General features: G+C 59.8%; 15 protein-coding genes. 8 read left to right on the top strand and 7 right to left on the bottom strand.

The annotated features are described in order from the left end of the window. Positions 1–53: 53 nt before the first annotated feature. The 3 genes from HY57_RS19555 to HY57_RS19565 all read left to right on the top strand — a co-directional run bounded on the left by HY57_RS19555 (position 54) and on the right by HY57_RS19565 (position 5,870). Positions 54–1,658 (top strand): electron transfer flavoprotein-ubiquinone oxidoreductase, encoded by a 1,605-nt coding sequence (locus tag HY57_RS19555; protein ID WP_019467090.1) that lies wholly within the window; start codon positions 54–56, stop codon positions 1,656–1,658. A gap of 87 nt (positions 1,659–1,745) precedes the next feature. Beyond that, positions 1,746–3,755, top strand: a complete 2,010-nt coding sequence (locus HY57_RS19560) for a glycosyltransferase (RefSeq protein ID WP_019467089.1) — start codon at positions 1,746–1,748, stop codon at positions 3,753–3,755. 48 nt (positions 3,756–3,803) lie between these two features. After that, a complete protein-coding gene (locus HY57_RS19565) occupies positions 3,804–5,870 on the top strand; it encodes a glycoside hydrolase family 99-like domain-containing protein (RefSeq protein WP_026034239.1) in 2,067 nt (688 codons plus the stop codon). A gap of 7 nt (positions 5,871–5,877) precedes the next feature. On the opposite strand, the gene galE is transcribed toward HY57_RS19565, so the two are convergent. Continuing rightward, positions 5,878–6,852 carry a UDP-glucose 4-epimerase GalE gene (galE, locus tag HY57_RS19570; RefSeq protein ID WP_019467087.1) on the bottom strand — a complete coding sequence of 325 codons (975 nt, stop codon included), beginning with the start codon at positions 6,850–6,852 and terminating at the stop codon, positions 5,878–5,880. Positions 6,853–6,992: 140 nt separating this feature from the next. On the opposite strand from galE, the gene HY57_RS19575 reads away from it, so the two are divergent. The 5 genes from HY57_RS19575 to HY57_RS19595 all read left to right on the top strand — a co-directional run bounded on the left by HY57_RS19575 (position 6,993) and on the right by HY57_RS19595 (position 12,671). Continuing rightward, positions 6,993–7,739: an electron transfer flavoprotein subunit beta/FixA family protein gene (locus HY57_RS19575; RefSeq protein WP_019467086.1), complete on the top strand. Its 747-nt coding sequence runs from the start codon at positions 6,993–6,995 to the stop codon at positions 7,737–7,739. 80 nt (positions 7,740–7,819) lie between these two features. Then, positions 7,820–8,761, top strand: a complete 942-nt coding sequence (locus tag HY57_RS19580) for an electron transfer flavoprotein subunit alpha/FixB family protein (protein WP_019467085.1) — start codon at positions 7,820–7,822, stop codon at positions 8,759–8,761. Positions 8,762–9,172: 411 nt separating this feature from the next. Further along, a complete protein-coding gene (locus HY57_RS19585) occupies positions 9,173–10,627 on the top strand; it encodes a UbiA family prenyltransferase (protein ID WP_268746176.1) in 1,455 nt (484 codons plus the stop codon). Beyond that, positions 10,627–11,940, top strand: a complete 1,314-nt coding sequence (locus tag HY57_RS19590) for an FAD-binding oxidoreductase (RefSeq protein WP_038580132.1) — start codon at positions 10,627–10,629, stop codon at positions 11,938–11,940. The genes HY57_RS19585 and HY57_RS19590 overlap by 1 nt, the downstream gene beginning before the upstream one ends. Beyond that, positions 11,934–12,671 (top strand): SDR family oxidoreductase, encoded by a 738-nt coding sequence (locus HY57_RS19595; protein ID WP_019467082.1) that lies wholly within the window; start codon positions 11,934–11,936, stop codon positions 12,669–12,671. The genes HY57_RS19590 and HY57_RS19595 overlap by 7 nt, the downstream gene beginning before the upstream one ends. A 292-nt stretch (positions 12,672–12,963) precedes the next feature. Here HY57_RS19595 and HY57_RS19600 read toward each other — a convergent pair whose 3' ends face one another. The 6 genes from HY57_RS19600 to HY57_RS21010 form a co-directional block, all read right to left on the bottom strand. Further along, complete coding sequence (locus tag HY57_RS19600; protein ID WP_039732553.1) at positions 12,964–15,189, bottom strand: hypothetical protein; 2,226 nt, start codon at positions 15,187–15,189, stop codon at positions 12,964–12,966. Between the two features lie 27 nt (positions 15,190–15,216). Then, positions 15,217–15,663 carry a GtrA family protein gene (locus tag HY57_RS19605; RefSeq protein ID WP_039732549.1) on the bottom strand — a complete coding sequence of 149 codons (447 nt, stop codon included), beginning with the start codon at positions 15,661–15,663 and terminating at the stop codon, positions 15,217–15,219. A 109-nt stretch (positions 15,664–15,772) separates the two neighbouring features. Then, positions 15,773–17,056 carry an NAD(P)/FAD-dependent oxidoreductase gene (locus HY57_RS19610; protein WP_026034237.1) on the bottom strand — a complete coding sequence of 428 codons (1,284 nt, stop codon included), beginning with the start codon at positions 17,054–17,056 and terminating at the stop codon, positions 15,773–15,775. A 1,003-nt stretch (positions 17,057–18,059) separates the two neighbouring features. Continuing rightward, positions 18,060–19,097 (bottom strand): hypothetical protein, encoded by a 1,038-nt coding sequence (locus tag HY57_RS19615; protein ID WP_144240859.1) that lies wholly within the window; start codon positions 19,095–19,097, stop codon positions 18,060–18,062. A gap of 241 nt (positions 19,098–19,338) precedes the next feature. Further along, the gene (locus tag HY57_RS21005; protein WP_019467077.1) at positions 19,339–20,826 is read right to left on the bottom strand and encodes a glycosyltransferase; all 1,488 of its coding nucleotides are present in this window, start codon (positions 20,824–20,826) and stop codon (positions 19,339–19,341) included. After that, on the bottom strand, positions 20,823–22,007 hold the full coding sequence (locus HY57_RS21010) for a glycosyltransferase (protein ID WP_026034236.1): 1,185 nt from the start codon (positions 22,005–22,007) through the stop codon (positions 20,823–20,825). Before HY57_RS21010 ends, HY57_RS21005 begins: the two co-directional genes overlap by 4 nt. Between the last annotated feature and the right edge of the window lie 123 nt (positions 22,008–22,130).

The following is a 22,130-nucleotide window of genomic DNA, read 5'->3' on the forward strand; positions in this document are numbered from 1 at the left end:
GCTCCATACGTCATGGAACGGTATCGTGCCGCACTAGCCTTCCGGAGTCCGCCATGAGCGACCGCGAAATCATGGAATACGACGTTGTCGTCGTTGGCGCAGGCCCCTCCGGGCTGGCGTTCGCCATCCGCCTCAAGCAACTGAAGCCGGAAACGAGCGTGTGCGTCATCGAAAAGGCGTCCACCATCGGTGCCCAGATCCTGTCCGGCGCGGTGATCGAACCGCAGCCACTGGATGCCCTGCTGCCGGGTTGGCGCGACAATCCGCCGCCGATCTGCGTGCCGGCCACCGAGGACGAATTCTGGCTGCTCAGCAAGACCGGCGCCCGCAAGCTGCCGGTGCCCCCGGGCATGAACAACCACGGCAACGTCATCGTGTCGCTGGGCGCCCTGTGCGCATGGCTGGCGCCACAGGCGGAGGCGCTGGGCGTGGACGTGTTCCCTGGCTTCGCCGCGGCCGACAACATCTATAATGACGACGGCTCCGTCGCCGGCGTGCGCATCGGCGACATGGGCGTGGCAAAGGACGGCTCGCACAAGCCGGGCTACACGCAGGGCATCGACATCAAGGCCAAGGTCACCGTGCTGGCCGAAGGCGCGCGCGGCAGCCTGACCAAGCAGCTGATCAAGCGCTTCAAGCTGGACAAGGACAGCGACCCGCAGGGCTACTCCATCGGCATCAAGGAGCTGTGGCAGGTGCCTGCCGGACGCGTGCAGCCGGGCAAGATCGTGCACAGCTTCGGCTGGCCGGCCGACAGCCATACCTACGGCGGCAGCTTCCTCTATCACCTGGACAAGGACCGCATCGCGCTGGGCTACGTCAGCGGCCTGGACTACAGCGATCCCAACTACCAGCCGTGGGAGGCCTTCCAGCAGTGGAAGAACCACCCGTCGGTGAAGTCGCTGCTCGAGGGCGGCAGCATCCTCTCGGCCGGCGCACGCGCCATCGTCACGGGCGGCTACCAGTCCCTGCCGACGGTAGAGATGCCGGGTGCGCTGCTCATCGGCGACACCGCCGGCCTGCTCAACGTGCCCAAGATCAAGGGCACGCACCAGGCGATCAAGAGCGGCATGCTGGCGGCCGAGCACCTGGTGGCCAACGACCTCAACCCCGCGGGTTTCGATGCCAAGCTGCGCGCCTCGGACGTGATGGCCGAGCTCAAGAAGGTGCGCAACATCAAGCCCGGCTTCAAGAAGGGCCTGTGGTTCGGCATGTTGAACGCGGCCTGGGAAACCGTGCTGGGCGGCGCCTCGCCGTGGACGCTGAAGAACAAGGCCGACTGGTCGTCCCTGCACAAGCTGGGCGAGCAGGAGGAGCCCAAGCGCGACTACGTACAACCCCGCGAACTGCCGCCGCGCGATCGCCTGGCCGGCGTCTACTTCGCCGCCACCGAGCACGACGAAGACCAGCCCATCCACCTGCACGTCTCCGATACCGACGTGTGCGTGACCAAGTGCAGCGTGGAATACGGCAACCCGTGCACGCGCTTCTGTCCGGCCGGTGTTTACGAGATCGTCGATGACGAGGCGGGCAAGCGCCTGCAGATCAACGCCGCCAACTGCGTGCACTGCAAGACCTGCGACATCAAGGATCCCTACCAGATCATCAACTGGGTCACGCCGGAAGGCGGTTCGGGTCCGAACTACCAGAATCTCTGACCCGAGGGCATAGCGCTGTCCTCCCGACTCACCTGGCGCCTTAAACGCCTCAACTACGCGCTGCAGCGGTTTCGCGGCAGCGTCGCCTTGCGTGGCTGGCGCGGCACGCTCGCACGCGTGCAGCAGGAGTTCGAACGCCGGCCGGCGTTCGACGACTCCCTGCATGTCGAGCCGCTCGACCTGCCGTTCGAGCCGTTCGCCCTGCCCACCAACGACCAACCGCTGGTGTCGGTCGTCATTCCTATCCACGGCAAGCTCGCTTACACGCTGGCCTGCCTGCGCTCGATCGCACGACATGCGCCCAAGGCATCGTTCGAAGTCATCGTGGTCGACGATGCGTCCCCTGACGACTCCGCCGAACGCCTGGGACAGATCCACGGCCTGCGTCTGCTGAAGAACGAACGCAACCTAGGCTTCGTCGGCAGCTGCAATGTAGGCGCCGTCGCCGCGCGCGGTGAATTCCTGCTGTTCCTCAACAACGACACGCAGGTCATGGCCCATTGGCTCGATGGCCTGCTGGGCTGCTTCGCCGATCGCGAAGACTGCGGCATCGCCGGCAGCCGTTTGGTCTACCCCGATGGAAGGCTGCAGGAAGCCGGTGGACTGGTCTTCGCCGATGGCACCTGCTGGACCACCGGGCGCTTCGAGCAGCGCGATGCACCCGCATGGCGCTATCGCCGGGAAACCGACTACGTCAGCGGCGCCTCGCTGATGATCCGTCGAGAGGTATTCGAACGCATCGGCGGCTTCGACCAACGCTACGCGCCGGCCTACTACGAAGACACCGACCTGGCTTTCGCGGTGCGGAAACGTGGCCTGAAGGTCTATTACGAGCCCTCCAGCACCATCATCCACTGCGAAGGCATCAGCGCCGGCACCGACCTGCATGCGGGCATGAAGCGTCATCAGGTTACGAACCAGGCCACCTTCGTTGCCAAGTGGGCAGAAGCACTGCGCGCGCAGCCGCCGGAGGGTACGTCGCTGATGCGCGCGATGCGCTGGTCTCGGCGCGGGCGCATCCTCGTCGTCGACAGTATGACGCCCGAACCCACCCGCGACTCTGGGTCGCTACGCTTGAGCGCCATGCTTCGCCTGCTCGACGAGCAGGGATGGTCCGTATCGTTCCTTCCGGATGACGGTCGCGCCAGCGACGATGAAATCCGCGCGCTGGGTGCCATCGGTACTGAGGTGCTGTGCAAGCCCTGGGTGTCCGACCTGCCCCACTGGTTGCGCGCGCACGGGCATGAACTCCACGCCGTGATGCTCTGCCGCCACACCGTGGCCGGCCAGTACGCGGCATTGGTGCGCAAGCTGGCGCCAAAGGCACGCCTGCTGTTCGATACGGTGGACCTGCACTTCCTGCGCGAGCAGCGCGCTGCCGAACTCAGCGGCAATGCCTCGATGGCACGCCAGGCGCAGGCGTCGCGCAAGAGTGAGCTGGCGCTGATCGAACAAAGCGACGTCACCTTCGTGGTGAGTTCACACGAGAAGGCGCTGCTGGCACAGGCAACTCCGCAAGCCAGGGTCATCTTGCTGTCCAATATCCACGAGATCCATGGTTGCAAAACCGGATGGGCGCAGCGCAAGGATCTGGTCTTCATTGGCGGGCATGGCCACCCGCCCAATGCGGACGCAATGAGGTGGATGTCCCAGGATATCCTGCCCAGGCTTCGAGAACGACATCCGCAGATGTGCATCCACGTTCTTGGCGACGTCACCGATGCCCTGCGCCAGGAGCTGACCACACCAGGCTTGGAACTGCATGGCAGAGTCCCAGATCTCGCCCCATGGCTGGAGACCTCGATGGCATCGCTGGCCCCATTGCGCTTCGGCGCCGGCGTGAAAGGCAAGATCAACATGGCGATGAGCTACGGAGTACCCGTCATCGCCACGAGCATCGCAGCCGAAGGCATGCGCCTAACGGATGGCGAGGACGCCTTGATTGCCAACAACGCGGCGGATTTCGTCGACGCCGTGGATCGGTTGCTGCTTGACGAGGTACTGTGGGGCCGACTGTCCCAGCGAGGGTTGGAGAATGTGCGCCAGCACTTCTCACGGGAGGCCGCCGCCCATGCCCTCCGCCTGGCGTTAGATTGACCAGGTACCCCCGGTCATCGGACCACCAACGTTACCGCGAAGACCCACATGAACGTCACCGATCTTGGCCGTCGCTGCTTGTTTCGATTGCTGCGCGCAGGCTTTCGGCTAACCCCCATGCCCACAGCAACGCGGGACAAGTGGCGCCAGCGCTTCCTGGACCGACACGGATCCCTGGTTCCACAAGGCCCCCAGGGCCAGCTGCCCGTGGGAACAGGCCGGATGCACAGACCCCTGCGCCACGCGGGCGGGCGGGCCATCGGCTACGTGCCGTATCGCAGCAAAGCCTTGCCTGCAGCCTTGCCGGCCAGGCTCGTCGCGTTTTATCTCCCACAGTTCCACCCCATTCCGGAAAATGACTCGTGGTGGGGTAGAGGCTTTACCGAGTGGGCCAATGTCACACGCGCGCTGCCGCAGTTTGAAGGCCACGTCCAGCCGCGGCTGCCAGGCGCGCTTGGGTTCTACGATCTGCGCCATGCCGAGGTCATGCGCAGCCAGATGCAGCTGGCGAGCGAATATGGTGTCGGTGCCTTTTGCACCTACTTCTACTGGTTCGCCGGCAAAACGCTGTTGGAAGCACCACTACAGGCCTGGCTGGACGACGCCTCGCTCAGCCTGCCCATCTGCCTGTGCTGGGCCAATGAAAACTGGTCACGCCGCTGGGACGGCCGCGCTGAGGACATCCTGATCGGTCAGAAGCACAGCGCCGAAGACGACATTGCGTTCATTGAATACGTGTCGCGTTACCTGCGCGACCCACGCTACCTGCGCGTAGACGGAAAGCCGATGCTACTGGTCTATCGCCCCAGCCTGCTTCCCGACCCGAGGGCAACCGCGCAGCGGTGGCGCGAGTGGTGCCGTGCCCAGGGTATCGGTGAGCTCCATCTGGCCTACGTACAAAGCTTTGACCGTGTCGACCCGCGCGATATCGGCTTCGATGCGGCAGTGGAGTTCCCTCCCAACAATACGTCGCTGACGCCGGTGACATCAAAACAACGGCTTATTAATCCAGACTACCGCGGCGACATCTTTGATTGGCGAATGCTTGCAAAGCAGGCCACTACCGCCAGCGACCCGACCTATCCACTCTATCCCGGCGTCAATGCGGGTTGGGACAACGAGCCCCGCCGAAGCGGCCGTGGCCGGGTTTATCTGCACGCCTCACCCAGGGGCTACCGCGACTGGCTACAGCAGGCCGTCAAAACCGCATGCCGCCGAATGCCCAGGATGCCCTTGGTGTTCATCAACGCATGGAACGAATGGGCTGAAGGTGCAGTGCTGGAGCCTGACAACCGCCTGGGACACGCCTGGCTTGAGGCCACCCGGTCCGCGCTAGCTCCCGTTGTCGTGGCCGATACAAGGCCATGCGCCGTCATTCATGCATGGTATGTCGACGTACTCGAGGAAATGCTCCAGGACCTGGATCGCAGCGGCATTACCTGGCGCACGGTCATCACAACGGCGCCCGAACGCGAGAAACAGGTTCGCGACTGCGTAGCCAGGCTCGGCCTCGATCCACAGATCGAGGTGTTCGAGAATCGCGGCCGTGACGTCCTGCCATTCCTCCATGTCGCCAATCGCCTGCTAGATGAGGGAGCACAGGTCGTACTCAAGCTTCACACCAAACGCTCAACCCACCGAAACGATGGTGACCAGTGGCGGCGTGAGCTGGTGGAAAAATTGCTATCGCCGGCGCGTGCCGAGCGGATACTCGAAGCGTTCGAACAACATGCCGACCTGGGGCTGGTGGCGGCTGAAGGGCATCTGCAACCACTCCACTATTTCTGGGGCGCGAACGAGGCCAACGTGTACTACCTGAGTAGCCGCCTCGGCATAGCCGCACCATCCGTCGATAGTGATCAGTTCATTGCAGGCACCATGTTCTGGGCACGCTTGGAAGCATTGCGCCCCCTATTGGACGCACACCTGGACCTATGGGAATTCGAGGACGAATCCGGGCAAGTCGATGGCACCATGGCGCACGCCGTGGAACGCATCTTCACGCAGTCAGCAACAAGCATCGGCATGACAACACAGAGTGCCGCACGGGTGTGCGGCCTGCCCGAGGCCGGGGAAGGAGCCGCCCCGTACCCCTATGCGCAACGGAGCGGCTAGAGCAAGCTCAGTAGGCGGGCGACTGGTGCCAGCGCCAGGCCGTCTCGATGATTTCGCCGATGTCCACGAAACGCGGCCGCCAGCCGAGCACCCGCCTCGCCTTGTCACTGGACGCGACCAGCACAGCCGGATCCCCCTGCCGGCGGGCATCCTGTGCAAAATCGATCGACCGCCCCGTTACGCGCCTTGCCGCCTCGATAACCTCAAGCACGGTAAAGCCCTGGCCATTGCCCAGGTTGAAGCGGTGCGCACCTTCGTTGGCTTGCATGTATTCCAACGCCAGCAGGTGTGCCGAGGCGAGATCGTTGACGTGGACGTAGTCTCGGACGCACGTGCCATCGCGCGTTGAATAATCGTTGCCGAACACCCTCAGGCCATTGCCCTGGCCAAGCGCGGCGCGCAACACGTTTGGAATCAGATGGGTCTCAGGCTGGTGCGACTCGCCAATTCCACCGGCAGGGTCCGCGCCGGCGGCATTGAAATAACGCAGCGCTGTCGAACGCAAACCGTATGCGCCCGCAGCATCGGCCAGAATGCGTTCGACCATCAGCTTGCTCGCGCCGTAGGGGTTAATCGGCTGCGTGGGGTGGTCCTCGTCGATCAACGGCGCCTGCGGATTGCCGAAGACGGCGGCGGTAGAGGAGAACACGATGCGGTCCACCTTCGCCTCATGCATGGCACGAAGGAGATTCAACGTACCCGCCACGTTGTTCTCGTAATAGGCGTAAGGCTGCGAAACCGATTCCCCAACCAGGGACCGTGCGCAGAAATGGATCACGCCATCGAAGCGATGCCGGGCGAACACGCCCGTCAATGAGCTCGGTTCCAGCAGATCAGCCACTTCCAGGATGTCCGGGGAAACGGCCTGACGGTGCCCGGTGGAAAGGTTGTCCAGCACCACAGACTGGTGCCCTTGGGCCGCCAGGTAACGCACCATATGCGAGCCGATGTAGCCGGCCCCGCCGCAAATAAGGATTTTCATGGGCCCTCCAATGGCTGCCCCGGAGAAAGCGGGCGGCAACCATTCGCGCCCGCATGGATTATGAGATCCGGTTAGAATAACGGATTGACCCATCGTACAGGCGCCCCCCTTCCGCGCCTGCCACCCGAGGAAAACCGCTGATGAAAATTCTGGTCGGCTACAAGCGCGTCGTGGACTACAACGTCCGCATTCAGGTGAAGCCCGACGGTACGGGCGTGGTGACGGACGGCGTGAAGCTGTCCGCCAACCCCTTCGACGACATCGCGCTGGAAGAAGCGCTGCGCCTGCGCGAGAAGGGTCTCGCCGAGGAAGTGGTCGTCGTGGGCATCGGCCCGGCCGACCTCACCGCGCACCTGCGCAACGGCCTGGCCATGGGTGCCAACCGCGCCATCCACGTGGTGACCAGCGATGCCATGCAGCCGCTGACCGCCGCCCGCGTATTCCAGAAGCTGATCGAGAAGGAACAGCCGGGCCTGGTCATTCTGGGCAAGCAGGCCATCGACGACGACGCCAACCAGACCGGCCAGATGCTGGCCGCCCTGTGGGACCGCCCACAGGCCACCTTCGCCAGCAAAGTCGAGATCGCCAACGGCAAGGCCACGGTGACCCGTGAAGTCGACGCCGGCCTGGAAGTGATCGAAGCGGAACTGCCTGCCGTCATCACCACCGACCTGCGCCTGAACGAGCCGCGCTTCATCAAGCTGCCGGACATCATGAAGGCCAAGTCCAAGCCCATCGACACCATCGAATTCACTTCGATGGGCGTGGAAGCCAATGACCACCTCAAGACCACGCACTACGCCGCGCCGGCCAAGCGCAGCAAGGGCGTGATGGTGAAGGATGCGGCCGAACTGGTCGCGGCGCTGAAGCAGAAAGGGCTGTTGTGATCATCCCTGATCAAACACCGGCCATCCATGGCCGGACTTTTCAATAAAAGCCTCCCTGTCCCACGTTTGAGGGAACACCCATGAGCAAGATCCTCGTCATCGCCGAGCACCTGAACGGCAAGCTGAATTCCTCCACCGCGCGCGCCGTGAGCGCCGCCGCGGCCGTCAAGCCAGAAGCCATCGACGTGCTGGTGCTGGCCGACAGCGTCGACGCCATTGCCACCGAAGCGGCCAAGATCGAAGGCGTGAGCCGCGTGCTTACCGTCGCCCGAGCCGAGAACGCCCATCCGCTCGCCGCCGTGCTGGCCCCGCAGATCGCGAAGGCCGCCGCTGGCTACAGCCATGTGTTCGCGCCGTCCACCACGTTCGGCAAGGACGTGCTGCCGCGCGTCGCCGCCCTACTGGGCGTGGCCCAGGTCAGTGACGTGATGAGCGTGGAAGGCAGCCACACTTTCAAGCGCCCGATCTACGCCGGCAACGCCATCATCACCGTGGAAGCCGATGCCGGCAGCACGGTGGTCGCCACCATTCGCACGGCCTCGTGGGCCGCTGCCGTCAGCGGCGCCAACAACGCCCCGGTAGAAGCGCTCAGCGTTGACGCCACCCTGCCCTCGCATACCCGCTTCGTCGAGCTGCAGTCGGGCAAGAGCGATCGTCCGGACCTGCAGAGCGCCGGCAAGGTCGTCTCCGGCGGCCGCGGCGTGGGTTCGAAGGAAAACTTCGAGATCATCTACAAGTTCGCCGACAAGATCGGCGCTGCCGTGGGCGCCTCGCGTGCCGCGGTGGACGCCGGCTACGTGCCGAGCGACCTACAGGTCGGCCAGACCGGCAAGATCATCGCGCCTGAGCTCTACATGGCCATCGGCATTTCCGGCGCCATCCAGCACCTGACGGGCATCAAGGACGCAGGCACCATCGTGGCGATCAACAAGGACGGCGAGGCGCCGATCTTCGAGATCGCCGATATCGGCCTGGTGGGGGATCTGTTCAAGATCATCCCGGAGCTGGAGCAATCGCTTTAAGGCGACCCGCACGGGGCGACCACCAAGGTCGCTCCGTGTACTCTTGAGCTCCTGCGGCTAAAAGCTCTGCCATTTGCCTCGAATCGTCCTGGCTCAAAGCCATGCCAGGGCCCCCAAACGCCGTGCCAAGGTGCCCGGGTGCACCAGACGTAGACACCAAGCGAAGGCAAACTCAATAGCCCACACCGCTATTGCAACGAATTTATGACACAGAGTCGCCATCGAGTCGCGACCGTCACGCACCACTAGTACCCGCCAGGTCATTGCATTGCCGCACGCGTAAGAAAAAACCTAAAATCTGCCAATCCTCTGGGTACCCGCCTTTAAGCGCGTTCTTCACCCAGAAATACACGATTGTAAATCGCATCCGCGGTTCCGAGGCCCTATTCGGAGCATGCAGGGAGGGGCAGAATGAATTCATTGCCGGATACAAACTCTTTTGTGTGCGATCAGCACACCATGCCGTTGTGCGTCGACCTGGATGGCAGCCTGATCCATTCCGACCTGCTCGTGGAGTCAGCGTTACTTTTGCTGGGCAAGCAGCCATGGATGCTCTTTGGCATGCTGGTTTGGTTGCTTAAGGGAAAAGCTCATCTGAAGGAGCAGATTGCCCGGCGCGTCGAACTAGACCCATCCGCGCTCCCATACAATCAGGAATTGCTCGCCTGGCTCAGATCGCAGCAGTCGAAGCGGCCCTTGATCCTGTGCACGGCATCGGATGCCAGGCTTGCGATCCCAGTAGCCAAGCACGTTGGAGTTTTCGACGATGTCATGGCCAGCGACGGGAAGAGGAATCTGTCCGGTCGCAACAAGGCCGATGCCCTCGTCGAACGTTTTGGCGAGCATGGTTTTGACTATGTCGGAAACGCCGATGTTGATTTGGCCGTGTGGCAACGCGCCCACGGAGCCATCGTGGTTGAAGCGAGCGCCCACCTCTCCTCCGCGGCCAGTCGTGTGGCGCAGGTCAAACAGCGATTTCCAGCGCACAAGGCAACTTTGCGCACATGGCTAAAAGCGCTGCGTGTCCATCAATGGGTCAAAAACGTCCTGGTTTTCCTACCACTCCTGGCCGCGCATCGCATCTTTGATCTGGCAGCCGTAGCCGGCACAGTTCTTTCCTTTCTGTGCTTTGGTCTCTGTGCGTCCAGCGTCTATCTGACCAATGATCTACTCGACCTGACAGCGGATCGACATCATCACAGGAAACGCAGTCGTCCATTTGCCGCGGGCAAGCTACCACTTGCCGCGGGCCCGGTGGTGGCGGCTCTTCTGCTTGTTTGCGGCTTTGCTCTCGCCTCACTTCTGGATGTCAAGTTCGTACTGACGCTCGCCGCCTATTACGTACTGACCACGCTTTACTCGCTTCACCTCAAGCGCGTTGTCATGCTTGACGTGATCGTGTTGGCGATGCTTTACACGACAAGGATCCTTGCCGGCACCGCCGCAATTCAGGGCAAGCATTCGTTCTGGCTCATGGCGTTTTCAATGTTCATCTTCCTCAGCTTGGCCATGGTCAAGCGCTTTACGGAGCTCTTGGGTGCGCAGAAGGCGGGAAAAGTAACGGCGAAAGGTCGCGGCTATGACGTCGATGACATTCCCCTCATACAGTCGCTCGGCAGCGCGAGCGGCTACCTCGCCGTGCTGGTGTTGGCGCAGTACGTTGAAAGCACCGCGAGCAGCATGCTTTATCGACACCCTCACTATCTCTGGCTGCTATGTCCCCTGCTGCTTTATTGGATTAGCCGGACCTGGGCCATTGCCCATCGGGGTGTAATGCATGACGACCCGGTCGTGTTCGCACTGAAGGACAAGGTGAGCCGGATTTTGCTGGTCATTGCCGCCGCGATTGTCGCCATATCGATCTGATGAAGACTCAAGCACCGTCCTGGGGGCTTTACCCAAAAGCGACGCAGCACCTGATTGGGCTGCACGACCGGCATGCGCCCATTCCCCGTTTTGACGGACATCTCTTGCCACGGGGCAACGGCAGGAGTTACGGCGATAGCTGCCTCAACGACGGCGGCGCACTCTTGCTTGCTCGAGGACTGGACAGGTATCTGCAATTTGATGCAGCCACAGGCGTCATCGAATGCGAATCAGGCGTGCTCCTGTCAGAAATTTTAAGCCTCGCCGTACCGCAAGGCTGGTTCCTGCCTGTCACACCTGGCACCAAATTCGTTACCGTCGGCGGGGCCATTGCCAACGACGTCCACGGCAAAAACCACCACCGATCTGGAACTTTTGGGCACCACATCCACGGATTCGAATTGCGTCGCACCGACGAAACACTCCGATGGTGCAGTCGTACGGAGAACACAGACTGGTTTGCGGCAACGATTGGCGGCCTGGGGCTCACCGGCCTAATCACCAGGGTGAAGCTTCAACTGCGCCGGATAGCAAGCCCCTGGCTGAATAGTGAAGTCGTCCGATTTGGAGGGCTGCCGGAGTTCTTTGCATTGTCCGCTGACTCCGAAGCAAATCATGAATACACGGTCGCATGGATCGATTGCGCGGCGCGCGGCAAGGCACTCGGCCGCGGCCTCTTCAGTCGCGCCAACCACGGCCCAGCACAACCAGAAAGACGTCCACCGGCTGACATTCAGCGTAAGAACGTACCATTCACGCCACCGGTCTCGCTGATAAACAATCTGAGCCTTCGCGCATTCAATTTCGCCTACTATCACAAGCAAAGGCAGCAACTTGCCCGAGCCGTAGCGCACTATGACCCATTCTTCTATCCGCTTGACGCGATTGGAAACTGGAATCGGATTTATGGACCGCGCGGATTCCTGCAGTATCAATGCGTCGTTCCACCAGAGGACGCAGAGCAATCGATTCACCGCCTGATGGAGCTGATCTCCAAATCGGGATCCGGGTCTTTTTTGGCGGTACTCAAGCAGTTTGGGCAACAGCAATCACTGGGGATGATGTCGTTTCCACGTACGGGAACCACGCTCGCGCTTGATTTTCCCAATCACGGAAGCTCGACGCTTCAACTGCTGCAGCAATTGGACAACGTTGTTGCGGAATCGGGAGGCCGCGTCTATCCGGCAAAGGACGCTCGAATGTCGGCCGACCATTTCCAGCGGTACTACACGAACTGGGAGGCATTCAGCGGCTTCATCGACCCCAAGTTCTCTTCCAGCCTTTGGCGCAGAGTTACGGACCACGCATGCTAAATGTTCTTATCATCGGCGCAAACTCTGCCATCGCGGAGGCTACCGCCCGGATTTATGCAAATCGCGGCGCACGACTGTTCCTCGTCGCACGAAACTCCCACAAGCTCGCCGACCTTACCGCAGATCTAAGCGTCCGCGGTGCATCAGCCGTTGGCAGCTGCGTGTTGGATGTAGGTGATGTGGCAAGCCAAGCCGGGGCACTTGAACAGGCGAAGGCCTTCTTGTCATCCATCGATGTTGCACTGATCGCTCATGGCACCTTACCCAAGCAAGAGGCCTGCGAGGCATCCGTTGACACCGCTCTTGCAGAGTTCTGGATAAATGCGAGTTCGACGATTGCACTGCTCACGCAGCTCGGAAATACCTTCGAGGCTAAGGGGAGCGGCACCATAGCCGTCATCTCGTCCGTTGCGGGCGATCGCGGCCGGGCCAGCAACTATCTCTACGGCGCCGCGAAATCTGCGGTGAGCACCTTCTTGAGCGGCATGGGGCAAAGGCTTAAGTCCAAAGGCATCACCATCCTGAACATCAAGCCTGGATTCGTCGACACTCCAATGACAAGCGAGTTCAAGAAGGGACCGCTTTGGGCCAAGCCAGACGCTGTCGCAAAAGGAATTGTTCGAGCCATCGACACAAAGAAGGCCGTCGTCTATTTACCCGGCTTCTGGCGCCTTATCATGTTGGTGATTCGACACATTCCTGAAACGGTCTTCCGCCGTATCAGGCTATAGGCGGATGATCGCCCAGGATCAGTGTTCCGTCGTCTAGCGACGCGAAACCGGCGCGTTCCCGGGAACCTGTTGCTGGCGGTTTTTTGGTCCCGGGGCGCGCTTAAAGCCGCGTGGTAGATCGCCCCGCCAAGACGGGCCAGCAGCCCCTCGCTTTCAAAGGGCCGAGAGGCTTCGCATTCCCGCCTCTGCGGGAATGTCATGGCTGATACGTTGCGAGATTTTGCTGGCGATGCCTTGTGGCAGGCGCACGGCGCCCTGAGCCCTCGGTAAATCCGAGGGCTCTTGCTGTCCGTCACACTGCCCCGGACTGACCAGCAGACCGCTCGTCCGATGGTCGGCGGCCGATCCTCCGAAACAACAAGGAGCCGGTCAACAGCACAATCATGCCCAGCGGCAAGAGCGCCCAACGCCGACCCTTTAGTGGTTCGAAGGTAAGCACGAGACGCGCGGAACCTGAGATTCCATCCGGAACGTCAACCCGCACCAGAAGTCCGTCGTGTGGCGAAACGGAGACCTTCTTCCCGTCAATCCTTGCCACATAACCGGGCCACCAGAGGCGCGCAAAGATTAGTGACCTGGCCAGTGGCCCGGCCGGCGCCCTGTCTTGGGACACACTGATATTCACGATCTCTTTCGTGGCTTCAACGCCCACATTGGCAGGCTCCATTACGCCAGTAATCGCGCTTCCCGTGAAAGAAATCGTTCCAGGCGGAAACGTCGTTGGATCTTTGCGAACCCAGCGCGCGAACTGATCTCCCATTGTTTCTGCCTGCCACCCTTCGGGCGCATGACCTGCTTCCCGGGATGGAACAACGATGGCTCGGATCCGCATCAGGTCTACGAATTTCCTCCCCGACTGCGGCTCAGCCTCGAACAGTGCCATGGGAGACCTGTCGCATACGGCCCCGGCGAAATCCAGACAAAAGAGTTCCTGCAGTCGGGCGTGATTCGCCGGCGAGTAACCGTTTACGAATCGCTGTCCGGACGAAAGGCGTAAATATCCATTGATCAGATGATCTCCAGCCGTTGAATTGGCTGATGCAAACACATACTCGATGGGATCCGAAAACTTTCCGCTCACCTCGATGTCATCGATGGTTTCGCGCCGGTCAACTGCCGGGTCATGCCATAAGTCCGGAGCGTCCGTAACGATGTCGTTGGCCGGGTAAATAGCATGCGTAAATACAAAGAAAATGCCCGACCACAGCAACACAAAATGTGCCACCAATCTCGCATTGATCTTTGAAACATACGCCACCGAAAGGCCTGCGACCAACAGCAACAATGTTCCACTTACAGCATTCTTCATGTTCTCCGGCTGAAACTGGATCGACATGACCTGTGGCACGACAAAAAGCAATGCAAGGGTGACCGCTACGCCGACCCCAATTTCACGTTCACGGGACTCGCGGTAAAGCACAAGGATGAACAGTAGCGCCAGAAACTGGAAATAAGGAACAAACCGGAATGGCCAGCGCAGAGGTCCGATTTGCTCAGGCCCCAAGGACAGGAACAACAAGACCGCTGCGCCCACAAGCAAGCCGAGCAAACGAGGCTTGAGAAAAACTCGCCAGTTGGGCTTTACCAGGAGAAGAGGCGCCCAGCCGAACCAAGCAATGAAGAAAATCGGCAGCGAAACGTTCTTGTCGTGGAACCCCTTGAGGTGGGGCAGCAAAGTCGGGGATCCCAGATTCAGAATATCCGACAACACCGGCACCAGGAGCCAGTTGTTGTAAAAGCCGCTACCCCTTGATGAGATGGATAGCAAGTCACGCGTCACCAGTATCGAGGGCAAAGACGCGATGAGAGCTGACAACATGATCAGACCCACATAGGCCACACGACGCCAGTCACGCGTCCAAAGCGCAACGGCACCCACGCCGCCCGCTAAAATAAACGTTGCTACGATGGCATGCGGCCAGCCGCTGTTAATGGCCGCGAAGGCGGAAAAGGCACCCAGGATGAGTGCCGGAGCCCGGACCACTTGCAACGTCAGGCAGAAGGCGACCCATACAACCCATGTTTGCCCGATCAGCCCCGCGGTCCAATTGGATGTGAACCAATAGACGACAAAGTTGTTGCTGATCAGCAGAAAGGCAAATATCCGCCTGTAGGCTCGCGGAAGTTCAAAGTTCCCTGCAAGCAGCCAGCCACCAAACCACAAGAGTACGGTGTAGTACGCATCAATGGCGAACAACCCTATCCGCGCGGTCGGACAGAGTGCTGACAACACGGCCCCCAGCATGGTGACGGGGTTTAGCAATCCATACTGGTTCTCGCCAAAGAGAAATCCTCCTTGCCACATATCGATGGTCAGGGAGGGCCACTTGCCGTTGAGCAGTTGATGACCGATGTACTGGAATATCGGTCCGTACTGCCTCGAACTTTCGTCAACAAAGAAGAAGTGCGGCTTGTAGTGTTCGCAAACAGCGAACACGAAAGCAGTCGCAAGACCGGCCTCGATCAATAGAACGAGAAACCGCCGCAATCCGTATGCAAAACTCCAACCCATGTTCATAGCCTGACACCGTCCCCTGGCTGGCGCTCAACGAACACCGGCTGCCCTGAAAGAAAAATATTTATGACCAAGAAAGCTCGGTAGCGCGCATGCAGCCAGTCCGACCAGCTGCGCAAGGACGTCCGGATGGAAGCTCACACCCAAATTCGGCAGGACAATTCGGAAAGCAAGCGAGCTTACGGTAACCGCAATTGCAAGCGACACCACATTTACCAAGGTAAAACGCCAAATTCTGGCGTAAGTAAGAACCTGCTCGCCAGAAAATACAAAGCGCCTATTTAGAGTAAAAGCGATAATCACCCCGGCCACCTGCGCGAGGCCGACAGCCACCTCGTACGGCATGACCAGGTTCGCCACATACCGCACAATCAGCGAACATACGGCGGAGATTGAGCTGACAAAGACAAACGCAGCGAACTGCTTGATCAATGGCGTGAACGAAGGGACCACGTTTTCCCGTTTTTGCATACTCATTCCAAGTCATCCACCCAAGCAACCGCAGAAAACACCCACTCATGGCACAAGAGGCTGCTTGCAGATCGGCTTAAGACCCCCCGCCCTGCCGCCAAAAGGGTCTTGTCGCTCAAATCATTTTCGCCATTGAGCGCGCCAAACCAATGCTCTCGGAAATCCCGCGGTCCTCGGGGTAATAGTAGGAGGTATCCGCAACCAGCAGGCCATCAATGGGCAACTTCACTGGCGGAAGTCGGTCAAGGAATCCTGGTTCGCAAACAGGTTGTGCAAACCGGTACCGACTTGCGCGGACATCAATGAAGTCATCATCCTCAAGATCGGCGTTTATCTTCTGCAGATATCGCCGGACCTTGTCGATGAACACCGAGTCCGCATCCTGGTATGTCGGATGCTCACCGGGCATATAGAAAGGCACGTATACGACGTGACAATCCAACGGACGAAGGTTGGTGTACTCGACAATTCCAGGGATATCCATTTCCGGATCGTTTGTATTCAACCAGAAATTGTTGGTTACAGGCTTCTTCAGCTTTGCTATGACGCAGACGACCGCTACATTCTTAACGCTCTGATAGGCCTGCAGTAAACTTTCAGGCAGATCAGGCATCAAGCGCGGCACGTAAGGCAGTGGAACAGTGCTGATCACCTTATCGAACGCGAGATGTTGCCCAGCCACTTCAACACCTGTGACCTTGCCCTCCTCCATCAGCACCTTCTGAACGGGTGAGCTCAGATGGAACTCGCCCCCATTTCGCTCGATGTAGTCGCGCATGGCAACAAGCAAGGTGTCCGAGCCGCCATCCAGATAACCTAGCTTCTCGCGGAATAGGTCGTAACGTGACCTGCCAATCCGGCGAATGCGGCTCCAGATCCAAGCCGCCGACAAATTGTTGGAATAGTCGTAGAACTTGTATTCAAAAAGCCGACGCCACAAGAGCTCCCATGCCTCTTCGCCAACCCAGCGCCGGATCCAGCCACTGGCCTCGATCTTGTCCAGGGGCTTCCAGTCATTCCGACGCGTACACAAAAACGCATGAATGCCATATCGAATCTTTGCTGGCAGGCTAAGGCCTTTGAATTTCAGCAATGCGATGGGATTTCCCCAGGGTTGGACGCGTCCGTTATGGAAGTACCCCATCTTGGTTTCGCGCCAGTGCATACGATCCTCAAGGCCGAGTTCCTTTAGAACCTGGAAGAAGGCGTCATCAGACGTAGCGTGAAAGTGATAGTAACGCTCAATGCTTAGGCCATTGAAATCAAACGATGCAGCCATACCACCAACACGGTCATCGGCCTCGAAGATCACAGGTTTGCGACCATCCTTGACTAACTGGTAAGCGACACCCAGCCCCATGGGACCAGCGCCGAGTACTGCTACGCGATCTGTGCTCATATCGAATTGAATTTCCCTTGCCGTTCGTTAGCGCGCTTCGAATTGAAGCTTCGTCGCCCTGGATCTATGCCCGAGCGAAATCGCACCCCTTAAGCCCCCTATGATAAGGGGCCAGGCGCTTTTTTTTCGAGGCTGGGCTGAGCGCCCGCCCCGCGATAACCGCGGCCCTTGCGCACGGGATCTGCCTTCGATCATCTAAAGCAATGGCGATCGAGACAATGAGGTGGCGAACCTGGGTCGGGCCATGCTGGCCCATATTCTCGATAGTCCAGCACTCATCAGGAACGGCAGACGCTGCGACCACGCCAAATATCATACTTAACCAATGGCTTACGATGCCTTATGCCGCATAGCCGGGCGGTCGGCGCTGGCCAAGGTCATTTATTCCGCCTGACAACGGCAAATGCAAGCTGGCGATGCATTCGCCCTGGAACAGGCCTGCCATGAGCCGCGCAAGTACACTTGCCTAGCCGTGAACGCGACATACTCCAAGGTTCCGTGTCCCTGAGCCTTTGACCGACATGGCGTGCGGCCAACACAGGCAACCTGGCGCTTTCCGCCTCTCATCAGCTAGCAAGTCAAGACGGCAAAACGCGACACGCAGAGGAAACGGGCCGCCCAGCCCGTGATAGAACGACTATCGCCGCCACCTTTGGGGTTCGGTATCAGGGCGAGCACGGTAACTCACATGCCGCCTGACCTGAGTTGCCAACGTATCAGTCATCGGACAGCGTGAGCCCGCCCCTCAGAGCCGTAGGCCACTACTCAATCTTGCCACGTGTCCACGCTATCTCAGCACATCACGCGAGACGCCCAAGGACCGAGCACTGAGAGTACCTGGCAGATCTGCCGCGAGCACCGGAACCCATAACTGTGCCTCTGCCCTGCGGGAGGGGATCCAACGTCTCGACTTTCAACAAGCCGCCGGGCACCGGATTTTCATCCGTCGCAGGAATGCTGAATTTGAATCACTACGGGATTCTGCCAGCGGTTCTGAGAAAAGTTAGTAACCGAGCATACGATTGGCCTCTGCCAAGCCTGACTCTTCAAAGAAGTCCTGCACCGCCGCGGACCAGTGCTCCTCGTGGGAGCTAGGTCTATCGGACAATGTTGAAGTTGGCATCCCCAGCACGAGCGGCAGTTTTGTCGAGAACGCTGTGGCGAGTTCTCCATCAATGGCAGCGAGAGCTGCGCTCGTATCTTCCGTCAATTGCCCGGTCAGGAGCTCTTCAAATTTCAGCCGAACGCCAACATCGGCGGCAATGGCCCGAGCAACTTCCTGAACGTGCTTCACATCACGATCAGCAAAGTGCAGCAAAAAGCCAAGGAATCGGCCTGATTCGGGGAGTGCGCGCCAGAGTCGGTCCTCGACATCCAGGGGGTCTACAGTGCTCAGCTTGAACCGATAAAGCGAAATCAGCACATCGCGCAAATCGCGGATGCAATTCAACTTGGCGACGCCTAACTTGTCGATGGCGGCCAACTGAAAGCTGTCTTCAATATGGCCAACAACACACTCACCTCGCCCCATCAATGCGGCCAAAGCACCGGCTGGCAGCGAATGACGGCGGGACTGCGGAGCCCGATGTACGTCAGCCTCCTCGATGCCCCGATTATCGTCGTAGATGTAGCTCCCCAGGTGAAGCCCAATAGGCGCCACGCCCAAATGACGAAGCACCCCCTCGACGAGATAGGTACCCGACTTGGGAATGGAATTAATCAGCATGGGCGGATAATCAGGCAGCGGCGCCGGGTGCTCATCCAGCACCAGAGTGGGCAACAGGAATACACGCTGAAGCCCCCCCGACAAAAAGACCTGTCCCTCCCCAACCCGCGTCAACTCCGCCGTGACCTCATCGACTTCGTTGAAAAAGAGCAGTCGGTCGTCGCATAACTCGTATCGGCGCTCGTTCGGGTGGGAGTAGTAACGGACCAAACCGTCCACCCCCAACACCATGTCGCCGTAGAGCCCATACATCGTGGAGCCGTACTTAAATACTGTCCGGAACAGGTGGGCGTTCTCAGAGCCAAGGTTTTGCATGCACTTATCGAATAACAGGACACCAAGCTGGATGCACTCCCGCATCCCCCAGGGTTCCTGCTCCTTCAGGAGAGGTGAGTTCTAGTTCATGGCGCGGCGACTCCACCGTCCATGCTGCGACAAAGAGGGCCGACCCGCGCGCATCTTTGTGACAGTCTTATGAACTCACTTTACCCCAAAAGCTGTCGTAAAGCTGTAGCGGATTTCACGACTTGCCAAGCGCAAAATCCGCTGCATCACCTCAAGGTTTGAGCGACGCCTCAACCAGCGCCAAAGGAACCGGACCGAGTCCCTTTGCAATGCGCCGGATACGCTTCGGACCAAGCATTTCATAGCCACGACGTAGCGAGTCCACCGCAAGTTTGTGGTACTCCTCTTTATATTGCGGCTCGATGCGCCCCAGGCTCCAGTTGTGGGAATTCAATTCCACTTCGAGGAGTTTGAAGATGACGTCCATCTTGGCGTGGTCACAGATACGCGGCTTGAGATAATCGAAAATCTCAAAATGCACGTACAGGCGCTTGTCCTTGGCCATGATGTCCTGGCCAACTCGCCCCTGGCGGTAGTAGTAGTACTGTTCAGCGGTGGTAACGATCGATTTGACGTTGCTCAACGCTTCGAACTGGAACGGCAGGTCGTCGAAACGCTTGATGTGCGCCGGGAAATCGATGCGGTTGGCGCTCAGGAACTGACGCGAGTAGATACGACGCCAGATCGTGGGCTGAACGGTCAGAATGGAGACCGCGTTGCTGATCACACCCTGTCGTCCATAGGGGCCCGAGCCTGCGTAGATGTCGTTACCGCTCTCCACCTCTCCGGTGGAGTAATGCAGCTGGAAGCCGCATTGCGCGATCTCGGCACCGTGATTGATGGCGATATCGTGCAGGTGGCGGTACATGTTCAGGTCGACCCAGTCGTCGCCATCAACGAAGCCCACGTACTCGCCACGTGCCGCCGCCAGACCCGCGCTACGCGCTGCGGCGCAACCGCCGTTCTTCTGGTGGATCACGAACACGCGCCCCGGGTAGCGCCGCGCGAAGTCGTCGGCAATCTCCCCGCTGCGATCCGGCGAGCCGTCGTCCACGACAATGATCTCAAGTCGCTCAGCGGTTTGCTGAGCAAGACTCTCGATACATTGAGCCAGTTCTTTCTCGACGCCGTAGGCCGGAACGATCACCGATACGTCAAACTCGGGCGCTCCCTTGTCAAAACCGCGGCCACCGCCCAAAGGATGGGCCAGGTACAGATACTCTACGCGCCCACGCAACCTGCGCGCGCCGTCGCTCACCTGCATGGTGCCATGGAGCTCGGTGGTCAAGGCAATGATGCGATAGCGCTCCACCAGCGCCTCGGCCATGCTCAGGTAGTGAGCCTCCAGGCGCATATGATCGACGATGCTACCCTCGGGCAACGCCTCGAACAACGCTTCCAGGGACGCATGAACCCGTACACGCGAGTCATTGCGTACGGTGACGAGCAGGGCCTCATGCAAACGAGCATCGAGCTCCACCACATCGATGGTCGAGCCCGGCAGATATTCCAGCTGCAGCAGCACCTCCAATCCGGAGCGCGCACCGATGTAAACGCATACGCCCTGCGGCCGCTCAGGAAAAACGCGGCTGCCGTACCAGGCATTTTCCATACGCCAGACGTCATCTTCGATCATCTGACGATCGATCAACGCCGAAATCTGCTTGGAGAGAATGGAAATTTCAGGGTACTTGATCATGCGATTCTCTCGGTCACGAGCGGGCGCTGACGACGGATAAACCGCGCCGCAGCAGTCTTGGCCATACGCCGCAAGACGTGCTTGCCAATATCATCAGTCTGCGACTGATAGATCTTCAGCAGATCTGAGATATCCGGGCGACTCCCGAGACTGAACAGCATCAGTGCGTCGACCAGACCATCCATGAAGCAGACCACGTGTATGCGGTCACGCTGCGCGCCGAACATCTGCCGATGCGCCATCCCCCATTCCTTGGGCACGCGCTGCAGCACTTCAGCCGCCAGTGCAAAAAACTCCTTGCGCTGACTCAGTACGACATTCTCCGCACACCAAAACAGCATGCGCACAAGCATACTGAGCAGGGCGCCGCCCGCCTGCGGATCAAGTTTGCAACTGAGCCCAGCGTCAATCGCCAGACCCGCGCTGCGAATCATGTCGAATCGGCGACGACTACGCTCATCAGTGATCTTGCCGGGTCGGTTTACACGGTAGATGTAGCCCGTAGTGTTCAGCAAGCCAACGCGGCTGGCCGCAGCCATCTCGAGCACGTGGGGCGGCAGGTCCTCAAACAGCAAGCCGGGCTCGAAGCTCACTCCCGCGGCATCAAAGAAACTACGCCGAATGACGCGCATATTGGCGTTGGGCTCCAGGCGCAACAAGCGCGGCTCGCTGCGCAGGCTGCTCTGCACAAAAACCCGATTGCCGGCAATCTCTTCCCACAGCCAATCGTCATAGAACGGTGTGAGACGCGAGGTCGTGTCGTCCAGAACGGCACCACGACACAACACGACGTCGCAGCGGTTGTCGATGGCCGCCAAGGTCATGCGCGAGTAGATGCCAGGAGTCGCCAGGTCGTCGCTGTCAAGAAACGCGATGAACTCGCCACGCGCGTGCTCCATGCCCGACGTCCGCGCAGCGGAAAGCCCCGCGTTGGGCTGATCGAGAATCAGCGCAGGACTCTGCGTCTCCTTGGCCCACTCGGACACGATGGCGAGGCTGTTGTCGCTCCCCCCGTCGTGCACCACGATGATCTCGTGGCGATCAGCGTGCTCTGCTTCCAGCGACTTCAGCGTAGCCAGCACATAAGCTTCGGTGTTGTAGACCGGAACTATGATGCTCACAGAGCCTGCGGCCAGCCCCTTGTCATACGCAGCGTTGGTATATACGCGCTTGGCGGTCATCTATCGACTTCTCTTCATCATGGCTATCAACAGGGGTCGCACGCTGGACCAGGCCCGCCGCGCGCAATCAAGCCGCTGCGACAGGCGTTGAACCCAGGAAAGGACCCCCTCTCCCTCTGTTTA

Origin of the sequence: Dyella japonica A8, from assembly GCF_000725385.1 — a bacterium.
In the GTDB taxonomy this organism is placed as follows: Bacteria; Pseudomonadota; Gammaproteobacteria; order Xanthomonadales; family Rhodanobacteraceae; genus Dyella; species Dyella japonica_C.